This window comes from Pseudomonas sp. TKO26, from assembly GCF_003225665.1.
Classification (GTDB): domain Bacteria; phylum Pseudomonadota; class Gammaproteobacteria; order Pseudomonadales; family Pseudomonadaceae; genus Aquipseudomonas; species Aquipseudomonas saponiphila.
Genome location: NZ_QKLN01000018.1, coordinates 77,418 through 89,328, shown reverse-complemented (window position 1 = coordinate 89,328; position 11,911 = coordinate 77,418). Strand labels below are relative to the sequence as shown.

Genomic DNA, 11,911 nt, shown 5'->3' with positions numbered 1-11,911 from the left:
GCTTGCAGCTTGCAGCTTGCCACTTGCAGCTCGTAGCTGCTTTTCCTGGAGTTTGCCTTGCGTCTGTTTCACACCTCCGACTGGCACCTGGGCCAGAACCTCCACGGCCAGGAACGGGACTTCGAACACGCCTGTTTTCTGGAGTGGCTGCTGCGTCAGCTCAAAGCTGAGCAGCCGGATGTACTGCTGATCGCCGGCGACATCTTCGACACCGTCAACCCGCCGGTCAAAGCCCAGGAGCGGCTCTACGACTTCATCGTCAGCGCTCACGAACAACAGCCGGGCCTGACCGTGGTGATGATCGCCGGCAACCACGACTCCGGCTCGCGCATCGAGCTGCCGGCGCCGCTGATGCGGCGCCTGCGCACCCGCGCCCTGGGCCGGGTGCTGTGGCTGGATGACGGCCAGCTGGATGTCGAACGCCTGCTGCTGCCGCTGCCCGACGCCAGTGGCGCGATCCGCGCCTGGTGCCTGGCCCTGCCGTTCCTGCGCCCGGCGGAAGTCACCGGCGCAAAACTGGGCGACGACTACCTCAAGGGCATCGCCCAGGTCCATGAATGGCTGATCGCCGCGGCCAATGCCAAGCGCCAGCCGGGCCAGGCCCTGATCGCCGTGAGCCACGCGCACATGGCCGGTGGTTCGGTGTCCGAAGATTCCGAGCGCAGCCTGATCATCGGCAACGCCGAGGCGCTGCCCGCCAGCCTGTTCGGCGCGGACGTCAGCTACGTCGCCCTGGGGCACCTGCATAAACCGCAGAAGGTCAACGGCGAGCAGCGCATCCGCTACAGCGGCTCGCCGATCCCGCTGTCGTTTTCCGAGATCGGCTACCAGCACCAGATCCTCGATGTACGCCTGGACGGCGAAACCCTGGTCAGCGTCGAGCCGCGGCTGATTCCCCGGGCGGTCAACCTGCAACGCCTGGGCCCGGCGCCCCTGGGTGAGCTCCTGACCCAGCTCGGCGAGCTGCCGGACATCGACCTGTTGGCCGAAGAACAGCGCCAGCCCTGGCTGGAAGTGCGGGTGCGCCTCGACGAGCCGCAGCCGGACCTGCGCCAGCAAGTGGAAAGCGCCCTGCAAGGCAAGGCCGTGCGCCTGGTACGGATTGCCGCCGAATACGCCGGCAATGGCGGCCGCGACGCTGAAGAGGCCGGCGCTGAGCTGATCGAACTGGATCAACTGAGCCCCGAAGAACTGTTCCGCCGGGCCTGGCGCGATGCCTACGCCAATGAAGTGGACGACGCCACCCTCAAGGATTTCGCCCTGCTGTTGCAGGACGTGCAGCAAGAAGGGGAACAGCCATGAAGATCCTGGCCATCCGCCTGAAGAACCTGGCCTCCCTGGCCGGGCCATTCGAGATCGACTTCAGCGCCGAGCCCCTGGCCAGCGCCGGGCTGTTCGCCATCACCGGGCCCACCGGCGCCGGCAAGAGCACCCTGCTGGACGCCCTGTGCCTGGCGTTATTCGGCGCCGTGCCGCGGCTGAACAAGATCGCCAAGGAAAACAAGGTTCCCGAGGTCGACAGCGATATCTCCACCGGCGACCCCCGCACCCTGCTGCGCCGTGGCACCGGCAGCGGGTTCGCCGAGGTGGACTTTGTCGGCGTCGACGGGCGTCGCTATCGCGCCCGCTGGGAAACCAACCGCGCCCGCGACAAGGCCAATGGCAAGCTGCAAAGCAGCCGGCAGAGCCTGCACGACCTGGACAGCAATCAGTTGCTGGCCAGCGGCAAGCGCGACTATGAACAGCTGATCGAGGCCAAGCTGGGCCTCAACTTCGAGCAGTTCACCCGCGCCGTGATGCTGGCCCAGAGCGAGTTCAGCGCGTTTCTCAAGGCCGACGACAAGGAACGCAGCGAGCTGCTGGAAAAGCTCACCAACACCTCGATCTACAGCCAGTTGGGGCGCCGCGCCTACAGCAAGAGCAAGGAGGCCGAAGAGGCCCACAAGGAACTCAAGGCCCAGGCCAGCGGCATCACCCCGCTGGACCCGCAAGCCCGGGCCGAACTGGACCAGCAGTTCAACGACGCCCAGCAACAGCTCAAGACCCAGCAGGCCCAGCTCAAACAGCTGGAAGCCCAGCACAGCTGGCTCAAGGAACTGGGACAGTGGCAGCAGGCCCGGCAAGACGCCGCCGAGCAGTTGCAACAGGCCGAGCAGCAGGCTCAGACCCTGGCCCCGCAGCGCCTGCGCCTGCAACGGCTGGAGCAACTGGCGCCGCAGCGTCACCAGTTCCTGCGCCAGATCGAGCTGCAGCAAGCCCTGCAGCCCCTGCGCCAACAGATTGAGCAGCAGGCCGCGCATCAGCTTGAACAGCAACAACAGCACCAACAGTTGCAGCAGCGAGTGCTCGACGCCGGCGAGGCCCTGACCCGGGCCCAGAGCCAGCACAGCGACAGCGCGCCGCTGCTGCGTGAAGCCTTTGCCGAACAGGCCAACCTGACCCGCCTGGGGCAGAGCCTGGCCCAGGCCACCGAACAGCGCGAACAGGCCGAGCAGGCCTGCGCCCGGGGTCAGCAGGACATCGAGCAGTTGCTGGAGCAGCAGCGCCTGGTGGGCCAGCGCCTGGAGCGGATCAGCGCTCAACTGGAGCACAGCGCCGCCCTCGCCCCCTTGAGCGAAGCCTGGAACGCCTACCGTGAACGCCTGCAGCAACTGATGCTGATCGGCAATCGCCTGAACCAGGGCCAGAGCGAACTCCCGGCCCTGGAACAGCGGGCCAGCGCCGCCGCCCAGCAGTTGAGCGAACAACGCGCCCAGTTGGAACTGCTCTACCGCGAAGCCGACGCCGAACCCCAGGCCGTGGCCGAGCAGATCCAACTGCTCGATGGACTGCTCAAGGACAATCGCAAACAGCAACGCGCCGTCGAAGACCTGGCCCGACTCTGGGCCCAGCAGCAGGACCTGACGCAACGCGCTCAGGCACTGCAGGACAAGCAGCAGGCAGTGGCCGCCCAGCGCGAGGCACTGAACCAGGCCGGCCTGCAAGCCAAGGCCGAGCTGAGCCTGGCCGAGCAGGCCCTGAGCGTCACCCAGGCCCTGCTGGAGCGCCAGCGGCTGGCCCGCAGCGCCAGCGTCGAGGAACTGCGCGGGCAGTTGCAGGACGATCAGCCGTGCCCGGTGTGCGGCAGCGTCGAACACCCCTATCACCAGCCCGAGGCCCTGTTGCAGAGCCTCGGACGCCACGACGCCAGCGAGGAAGCCGGGGCCCGTCAGGCGGTGGATGCACTCAAGGAGCAGCTCAACGAACTGCGGGCCCAGGTCCAGGGCCTGATCGCCCAGCAGAAAGAGTTTCTCCAGCAACAGGAACAACTGACCGGCCAGCAACAGGCCCTGGCCCCGAGCATCGAGGCCCACCCGCTGAGCGCCGCGCTGCTGGAGCGTGACCCGGCCCAGCGCGACGCCTGGCTACGCCAGCAACTGGAACAGCTGCAACAGAGCATCAGCCAGGATGAAAACCGCCAGGGCGCCCTGCTGACCCTGCAAAAGGATGCCGCGCGCCTGCAACAGCAACTGCAGGCGGCCGTCGAGGCCAACCAGCACGCCGCCCAGGACCTGCACAAACAACAGGAACAACTGAGCGCCGACCGCCAGCGCCTGGACGAAGAGCTGGACAACTTCAGCCAACGGCTGCCGGCCGAGGTGCTCGAAGGCCTGCGCCGCGACCCGGCCAACACCTTCATGCACCTGGACCAGCAGGTGCTGCAACGCATCGAGCAGTTGCGCGAACGCCAGGACGAAACCGAAGAACAACAGCAACGCCAACAGCTGCTGGAAAAGGAACAGGACCGGCAACTGACCCGCCAGCAGCAACTGAGCGCTGCCCAGACGCAATTCAGCGACCTGAGCCAGCAGCAACAGGCCTGCCAGGAGCGCCTGAACACCCTGCTGGGCAGCCACTCCAGCGCCGAACACTGGCAGCAGCAGTTGGATCAGGCGCTGGAACAGGCCCGCGGTGACCAGGCCAGGGCCCAGCACGAGCAGCAGGAGCTGCAGCAGCAACTGATCCAACTGAGCGCCGAGCTCAAGGCCCGGCAAGAGCGTCTGCAAGCCCTGGACAGCGAACAGCAGCAACTGACCGGCAGCATCGAACAATGGCGCGCCCAGCACCCGGAGCTGGATGACGCCGGCCTGCAACAGCTGCTGGAACTGGACGAGCAGCAGATCCAGCAACTGCGCCTGCAGTTGCAGGCCAACGACAAGGCCATCGAGCAAGCCAAGGTCCTGCTCCAGGAGCGTCAGCAGCGCCTGCAACAGCACCAGGCCCAGCACAACGGCAACCTGGAGGCCGAACCACTGGCCCAGGCCCTTGAAGAGCTGCAGCAACAAGCCCTCGCCAGCGAACAGCAGGTGGCGGAACTGCGCGCCCGGCAAAGCGAGGATCAGCGTCGCCAGGAGGCCAATCAGGCCCTGGGCCAGCAGATCCACGAGGCCTACCAGCAATGGCAGCGCTGGGCCCGGCTCAATGCGCTGATCGGCTCGGCCACCGGCGACACCTTCCGCAAGATCGCCCAGGCCTACAACCTCGACCTGCTGGTGCACCACGCCAACGCCCAGTTGCGCCAGCTGGTGCGGCGCTACCGCCTCAAGCGCGGCGGCAGCATGCTCGGCCTGCTGGTGCTGGACACCGAGATGGGCGATGAACTGCGCTCGGTGCATTCGCTGTCCGGCGGTGAAACCTTCCTCGTATCCCTGGCCCTGGCCCTGGGGCTGGCGTCCATGGCCTCCAGCACCCTGAAGATCGAATCGCTGTTCATCGACGAAGGCTTCGGCAGCCTCGACCCCGAGTCCCTGCAACTGGCCATGGACGCCCTCGACGGCCTGCAGGCCCAGGGACGCAAGGTCGCGGTGATTTCCCACGTCCAGGAAATGCATGAACGGATCCCGGTGCAGATCCAGGTCAGCCGCCAGGGCAACGGCCTGAGCACCCTGGAGGTGAAATGAGCACGCGAGCGATGCCCGAGGCGACCCTCTACTCGTTCCGCCGCTGCCCTTACGCCATGCGCGCGCGCCTGGCCCTGCGCTATGCCGGGGTGCCGGTGCAGATCATCGAAGTCAGCCTCAAGGCCAAACCGGCCGAGATGCTGGCCCTGTCGCCCAAGGGCACGGTGCCGGTGCGGCACTGGAGGACCGGGTGATCGACGAGAGCCTGGAGATCATGCACTGGGCCCTGGCCCAGCATGACCCCGAAGACTGGCGGCTGAGCACGGACCCCACGGCCCAGGCGCGGATGGCGGCGCTGATTGCCGAGAACGATCAGGTGTTCAAGGTGCACCTCAATCGCTACAAGTACGCCGAGCGCTATCCCGAGGCGCCCATGGAGCATTACCGGGGCCAGGGCGAAGTGTTTCTGGCGCGCCTGGACGGGTTGCTGCAGCAGCGGCGCTATCTGCTGGCGGAGCATCCGAGCTTGGCGGACATGGCGTTGCTGCCGTTTGTTCGCCAATTTGCCCATGTGGACCGGGAGTGGTTTGCGCAGACTCCCCATGGCGCTTTGCAGAGGTGGTTGCGGGAGTGGCTGGAGTCGCCGTTGTTTGTGGGGGTCATGTCGAAGTCGTTGGCTTGAGGTGAGTGTTTTTTGGGTGGCATAGCCGTTGCTGCGGGTGCGGCGGCTGAAGGTTTCGCCCTGACAGCGAGTCACTTTGGCTCGGCATGGCTTGCGGACCTCTTCGCCGGCAAGCCGGCTCCTACACGACGGCGTGCACCGCTCCCCCTGTAGGAGCTGGCTTGCCAGCGAGGGCGTCAGCCCGGGCGACGCATGGCTTGCGGGCCCCTTCGCCGGCAAGCCGGCTCCTACACGGCGGCGGCAGGTTGCAGTTGGCGTTTGCGCTGCATCAGGTAGTAGGCGCCATAGCACAGGACGATAAAGCCGGAACCCCAGTACAAGGACGGGCGCTGGGTTTCGTCGAGGGCCAGGAACACGAACAGCGAACTGCACAGGACGATGCACAGCAGCGGCACCAGGGGGAACCACGGGGCGCGGTATTTGAGCTGGTGCAGTTGCCCGCCCTCACGCAGGAACTGGCGGCGGAAGCGGTACTGGGCCAGGGCAATGACGATCCAGGTCACGGTGCCAGCCATGCCGCTCACCGCCATCAGCACCATGAACAGGGTGTCGGCGGCAATGAAGCTGGTCATCAGCGAGATCAGGGCAAAACACAGGGTGATGGCCAGGGCGCGCAGGGGTACGCCCTGTTTGCTCAGCGGCGACAGGGCCTTGGGCGCCATGCCGGATTTGGACATGGCCCAGAGGATCCGCGTGGAGGCATAGAGCCCGGAGTTGCCCACCGAAAGAATCGCCGTGAGGATCACGAAGTTCATCAGGTCGGCGGCATAAGGAATGCCCACCATGTCGAACACCTGGACGAAGGGGCTTTCCACCAGCCCGGCTTGCTGCCAGGGAATGATCGCAGCCAGCACCATCACCGCCAGGACGTAGAAGATCAGCACCCGGAACACCACGTTGCGCACGGCCCGCGGAATGCTTTTTTCCGGCTGGTCGGTTTCACCCGCCGCCACGCCCATGATCTCGCAGCCCTGGAAGGCGTAGACCACGGTCATCATCACCGCGAACACCGCCGGCAGGCCGTTGGGGAACAGCGAGTCGCCCTTGAGGTTGTCGAGCATCGGCGCCGGGGCGCTATTGGGCAGGTCGATGACGCCGAAGATCACCAGCGCGCCGACCACGATAAAGCTCAGGATCGCCAGCACCTTGACCCCGGCGAACCAGTATTCGGCCTCGCCAAAGGCCCGGGTGGCCAGGGCGTTGATGCCGAACAGCAAGGCCACGAACAGCGCCGACCAGTACCAGATCGGCACCCCGGGGAACCAGCGCTGCATCAGCATGCCGGCGGCGGTGAACTCCAGGCCCACGGTGGTGGCCCAGCTCATCCAGTAGACCCAGCCGATCATGAAGCCGGTGGCCGGGCCGATGTATTTCGTGGCATGGGCCTGGAACGAGCCGGACACCGGCATCTGCACCGACAGCTCGCCGAGGCAGACCATCACCAAGTACATCAGGAACCCGGCCACCAGGTAAGAGAGGATCGCCCCCCAGGGACCGCCCTGGTTGATGGTGACCCCGGAGCCCATGAACAGCCCGGTGCCGATCACCCCGCCCAGGGACAGCATGAAAATGTGCCGGCTCTTCAAGGAGCGGGTCAGGTGGATGCCTTTACGTTCAGTGGTGGTTGTCATGGCGCACCTCAGCAGTCGATGAGGCGCAGGGCGCGTGGCGAAGGGGTGTGGCGGACGACGGAAGCAGCTTGCAGGCAGTTCATTATTATTATCTCCAATAAGCTTCGAAGGCCGCGGCGGGCGCGGCTTGGGCGATTATTGGAAAGCCATGTAAGTTCGGATTGACCGTCAGGATCGAAGATGTAAAAAGTCGTAAGTTTTTTGTACGTCAGGCTTCCAGCAGGCGTTGCAGCAAGGCCCGGGACTGCTGCCAGAGCGGTTGCAGGCTCGCCGTCAGGGTCGTGAGGGCCGGGCGCTCGCTGTGTTGCGCCGCGCTTTCCACTTCCCGTAGCGCCCGGGCCAGGGCGCAAAAGCCCATGGAGTCGGCACTGCCCGCCAGGCGATGGGCCAGGTGCAGGACTTCGGTGCAGTCCTCGGCGGCCAGGGCGTCGGCCAGCAGCGGTTGCTGCTGGTCCAGGGCGTTGGCCAGGACCTGGAGCAGGCCCTGCAGCTTCTGTTCGCCCAACAGGCGCCGATGGGTGTCCAGCACGCCCTGGTCAAGCAGGCCTTGCGGGTCGGTCAAGGGTGGCGGCTGCACCTGCCCAGCCAGCACCTGGCGCAGGCTCTCCAGCTGCAACGGCTTGCCGAGAATGCCCTGCATCCCGGCCTGCAAATAGCCGCGCACCACGGCCGGTTGGACACTGGCGGTCAGGGCGACGATGCGCACCTGCTGGTTGGGCCCGGGGCGCTGGCGAATTTCCCGGCACAGCTCGACCCCGCTGATGCCGGGCAGGTGCACGTCCAGCAGCAACAGGTCGAAGGCCTGGTGCTGACACAAGGCCAGGGCCGACTCGCCGTCTTGCGCCAGCCACACCTGATGGCCGTCACGCTCCAGCAGGCCGCTGGCCACTTCACGGTTCAGGGCCACGTCTTCCACCACCAGGATCTGCAAGGCCTGGGTCGGCGCTGGCAACGCGGGCGCCGGTAAAGGTACCTGGCCGATACCCAGCAGCAGCTCGAACCAGAAGCAACTGCCCTGCCCCAGCTCGCTGTTGACGCCGATGCGCCCGTCCAGCTGTTGCAGCAGGTGCTTGCAGATGGCCAGGCCCAGGCCGGTGCCGCCGTAACGTCGGGTGACTTCATCACTGGCCTGGACGAAACGCTCGAAGATCTTCTCGCGCATCGACGCAGCAATGCCAATGCCGTTGTCGCGCACGCAGCAGCGCAAGCGCTGGCCCTCGGCGAGGCTCTCCAGTACCTGCACCTCGACCCGCACCCAGCCGCCCTCGGTAAAACGAATGGCGTTGGCCAGCAGGTTGCTCAGCACCTGGCGCAAGTACTGCTCGGCGCCCTGCTGACGCGGTGCCAGTTGCGGGTCGATGTGCAGTTCCAGGCGGGTGCAATTGCCCTCGGCCCGGGGCTGCAACAGGGTGGTGACTTCTTCCAGCAGTTGGCGCAGGGAAAAGTCCCGCAGTTCCGGGCGGCTTTCGCCCTCCTCTAACCGGGCAAAGGACAGCACTTCGTTGAGGATGCCGAGCAAGCCCTCGCCGGCCTGATGCAGGGCCTGCAAGCGTTGGCGGTCCTGCTGCTCCAGGGGCGCCTGACGCAGCAGTTCGGCCATGCCGAGGATGCCGTTCAACGGGGTGCGCAGTTCATGGCTCATGGTCGCCAGAAAGCGCGACTTGGCCAGGTTCGCCGCTTCGGCCTCGTCCTTGGCGTGCTTGAGGCTGGCGGTGCGGCGCTGGACCATTTTCTGCAGTTCGTCGCGCTTGTCCTGCAAGGCCAGGCGGTCGGCTTCGCGGCGCTGCACATCGTCGAGAATCGCCCGGCGCATGTCGTCCAGGGCGCGGGCCACGGTGTCGATCTCGTCGCCACCCGGGCGCTGGCGTTTATCCAGGTGCAGGGGCTGCTGCAAATCACCCGCGGCCACGCGCCGGGCAAAGTCGGCCATCACTTGCAGGTGCCGGGTCACCAGGCGATAGAACAGCCCGGACAAGGCCACCGCCAGCCCGCAGAGAAACACGCTCATCCACAGCAAACTGGCCAAGCCGGTGGCGTACAGGCGCCGGTACACCGCCCCCAGGTCGGTGCTGACCTGCAATTCACCGAGCTGGCGCAGCGGCCCGGACGGCGGCTGGTAGCTCAAGGGAAAGCGCTCGACGCGCAACGGCCCGATCAGCTCGCTATTGCCCTGCTGCAAGTCGAAATCGCTGCTGACCAGGTGCACCCGGGCCACGTCGGAAAAGTCCACCAACCCCTGCAACTGCACGGTCAGCTGTTCCTGGTTGAGGTCCCACAGGTTGCGTTCCAGGCTGCCCAGGTAACCGGCGCGGATCAGCTCCATGCGGCTGTCGATCTCGCGCATTTCCCGGCGGTATTCGAAGTACAGCTGCACGCTGCTGGCGAGCACGGTGAAGCACAGGCTGAACAGCAAAATGAACAGCAGCAGGCGGCGCAACAGGCCGGCGGAGCGCAGCCGGATCATGGCGTGACCCCGCGCTGCGCCTTGAGCATGGCGCGGTAGGCGTCCTGGCTTTGCGCCAGCCAGCGCTGCACCGCGCCGCTGTCGACCTGACGCTGCAATTGCGCGTCGATCTCGGCCATGCGCGGCGCCAGGGGCGATTGGCGCGACACCGCCAGGCGCAGGTAGTCGACGCTCACGGTCTGCGGCAAGGCGACTATGTCTTCGGCGCCCGGCAACTGCTCGATAAACAGCTGCCCGGTGCGCCGCTCATAAGGGATGAAATCGATGCGCTGGCGGATCAGCTTGCCGAAATTCTGCTGGCTGCTGGAGACCCATTCGATGTTGCCGTGCTGCACCACTTCGCGGTCGAAATCCTGGCCGTAGCTCTCGCCAAACAACAGGCCGCCGCGATAGGCGCGCAAATCCTGCAAGTGCTTGAAGCGCGGCAAGTGGCGGCGGTTGACGAACAGCGCGACCTCTTCGCGCAGCACCGGCACCTGGGAAAACAGCAGGCCCTGTTGGCGCTGGCTGGTGCTGTAGGCCAGCACCACATCCACCCGGCCGGCGGCGGCGTCCAGCAGGCAGCGCCTCCAGTTGCCCAGCACCACCACCTGCACCTGATAGCCCAGGTCCCCCAGCACCTGACGCACCAGGGTCGGCGCCAGCCCGCGCACCTGCTGGCCGTCGCTCCAGGAAATCGGCGGGTACACCGGGTAGTCGCAATAGCGCAGCACGGGCTGGGGTTCGGCGAGTATCGAGCCTGCCAGCAGCATCAAGCACAGGCCCCAGGCACGACACAGCAATTCAGGCGGCCACGCTGGCGGTGAACAGGTAACCGGCGCCATGGATGGTGATGATCAGCTCCGGCTCGGCCGGGTCGTCGTGCAGCTTGCGCCGCAGACGGCCCACCAGCACGTCGATGGAGCGGTCGCTGGGCACCCATTCGCGGTTGCGGATCTGGTCCATCAACTGGTCACGGCTCAGGGTGTGGCCGCTGTTGCGCAGGAACACGCTGAGCAACTGGTACTCGCCGTGGGTCAGCAGGGTTTCGCCGCCCTGTGGGTCGATGAGGCGGCGGCGGTCGGTGTCCAGGGCCCAGTCGGCGAACTGCTTGACCGGGCTCGGGTGGTTCGCAGGGGGTTGTGGCTGGTAGGCCTGGCGCACCCGGCGCACCAGGTTCTTGGCTCGCGACACCAGCTCGCGGGGGTTGAGGGGTTTGATCACGTAGTCATCGGCGCCGCATTCCAGGCCGACGATGCGGTCGATGTCGTCGTTGCGCCCGGTGATCAGGATGATTCCCACCTCCGAGCGCACCCGCAGCTCGCGGGTCAGGGTCAGGCCATCCTTGCCCGGCAGGCGGATGTCCAGCATCAGCAGGTCCACCGTGTGCTGGTCGAGAAAGGCCTCGGCCTGCTCCGCGGTGGCGGCGCAGTGCACGTCATAGCCTTCTTGCGAGAGGTAAGCCTGGAGCAGTTCGCGAATCAGCGGATCGTCGTCGACGATCAAAACCCGAGGAGTCATCGCCTGTTTCCTGATTATTTTTATTAGAAAAGAAACCCAGTGCGCAGCAGCCTAGCCATTACTGAACAACCGATCAACAGCCCTGTGTCGGCCGGATGAAACCGCGCCCGCCGCTGGCCAGCAGCCCCTCGACCCAGGCTTCGCAGATCTGCACGCCCTGCTGCGGGCTGAAAGTGCCGGGGTTGAGCCCGGACTCCAGCCACAGGCCGTCGAGCAAGGCGCTGAGGCTGATGGCCGCCAGATCGGCGTCGAACTCTTCCCAGCCCTGCTCCCCGGCCACTTGGCTCAGCAGGCTGGCCAGTTCGTTGCGGTACTCGGCGTAGGAATGTTCATGGGCCTGGTTGATCGCCTCGGCGGTCTTCACCGCGCCCCAGAACGCCAGCCAGGCATCCAGCAGGCGCGGGTCCAGCAACTCGGCGCAGAACGAGGCGCGAAAGAACGCCGACAGCCGTTGCCGTGGATCGGGCGCGGCCTGCTCCATGGCTTCGCGCAACAGATTCATGACCCGCCCGGTGATGGCGCGGTAGGCCTCGGCCACCAGCTCGTCCTTGCCGGAATAGTGATGGCTGATCAGCCCCACCGAGACTCCAGCCTCGGCGGAAATTTTGCGGATCGACGCACCCTGAAAGCCGTGACGCTTGAGGCAAGTCAGGGTCGCCTCGATCAGCTCGGCCTTGCGCAGGTCGGGTTCCAGACGGGAAAAGCGCACTTCCTGGCTCATGGGGCATGGCTCCTTGGACAATCGCCGGACGGC

At 66.1% G+C, this 11,911-nt stretch carries 7 protein-coding genes and 1 pseudogene; 3 read left to right on the top strand and 5 right to left on the bottom strand.

Features of this window, described 5'->3' with window-relative positions:
* Positions 1-57: 57 nt before the first annotated feature.
* From DNK59_RS22335 to DNK59_RS22325, 3 genes and pseudogenes are all read left to right on the top strand, one after another.
* Entirely contained in the window at positions 58-1,302 is a 1,245-nt protein-coding gene (locus DNK59_RS22335; protein ID WP_110724641.1) for an exonuclease SbcCD subunit D C-terminal domain-containing protein, read from the top strand.
* A complete protein-coding gene (locus tag DNK59_RS22330; RefSeq protein ID WP_110724640.1) occupies positions 1,299-4,940 on the top strand; it encodes an AAA family ATPase in 3,642 nt (1,213 codons plus the stop codon). The genes DNK59_RS22335 and DNK59_RS22330 overlap by 4 nt, the downstream gene beginning before the upstream one ends.
* Before the next feature lie 11 nt (positions 4,941-4,951).
* Positions 4,952-5,562, top strand: a pseudogene (locus tag DNK59_RS22325) (glutathione S-transferase).
* 227 nt (positions 5,563-5,789) lie between these two features.
* Here DNK59_RS22325 and DNK59_RS22320 read toward each other — a convergent pair.
* From DNK59_RS22320 to betI, 5 genes are all read right to left on the bottom strand, one after another.
* Positions 5,790-7,193: an amino acid permease gene (locus DNK59_RS22320; protein ID WP_110724639.1), complete on the bottom strand. Its 1,404-nt coding sequence runs from the start codon at positions 7,191-7,193 to the stop codon at positions 5,790-5,792.
* Positions 7,194-7,401: 208 nt separating this feature from the next.
* A complete protein-coding gene (locus tag DNK59_RS22315; protein ID WP_110724638.1) occupies positions 7,402-9,657 on the bottom strand; it encodes an ATP-binding protein in 2,256 nt (751 codons plus the stop codon).
* Positions 9,654-10,409, bottom strand: coding sequence for an ABC transporter substrate-binding protein (locus tag DNK59_RS22310; protein WP_177431288.1), 756 nt, complete (start codon positions 10,407-10,409; stop codon positions 9,654-9,656). The genes DNK59_RS22315 and DNK59_RS22310 overlap by 4 nt, the downstream gene beginning before the upstream one ends.
* A gap of 31 nt (positions 10,410-10,440) precedes the next feature.
* Positions 10,441-11,157, bottom strand: coding sequence for a response regulator (locus DNK59_RS22305; RefSeq protein ID WP_110724636.1), 717 nt, complete (start codon positions 11,155-11,157; stop codon positions 10,441-10,443).
* A 73-nt stretch (positions 11,158-11,230) separates the two neighbouring features.
* Positions 11,231-11,878, bottom strand: coding sequence for a transcriptional regulator BetI (betI, locus tag DNK59_RS22300; RefSeq protein ID WP_092315164.1), 648 nt, complete (start codon positions 11,876-11,878; stop codon positions 11,231-11,233).
* Positions 11,879-11,911: the final 33 nt, after the last annotated feature.

Excerpts from the sequence above, each read along its gene's own strand:
- DNK59_RS22330 (WP_110724640.1), top strand. The coding sequence starts at position 1,299 with ATGAAGATCCTGGCCATCCGCCTGAAGAACCTGGCCTCCCTGGCCGGG.
- DNK59_RS22320 (WP_110724639.1), bottom strand. The coding sequence starts at position 7,193 with ATGACAACCACCACTGAACGTAAAGGCATCCACCTGACCCGCTCCTTG.
- DNK59_RS22315 (WP_110724638.1), bottom strand. The coding sequence starts at position 9,657 with ATGATCCGGCTGCGCTCCGCCGGCCTGTTGCGCCGCCTGCTGCTGTTC.
- DNK59_RS22310 (WP_177431288.1), bottom strand. The coding sequence starts at position 10,409 with ATGCTGCTGGCAGGCTCGATACTCGCCGAACCCCAGCCCGTGCTGCGC.
- DNK59_RS22305 (WP_110724636.1), bottom strand. The coding sequence starts at position 11,157 with ATGACTCCTCGGGTTTTGATCGTCGACGACGATCCGCTGATTCGCGAA.
- betI (WP_092315164.1), bottom strand. The coding sequence starts at position 11,878 with ATGAGCCAGGAAGTGCGCTTTTCCCGTCTGGAACCCGACCTGCGCAAG.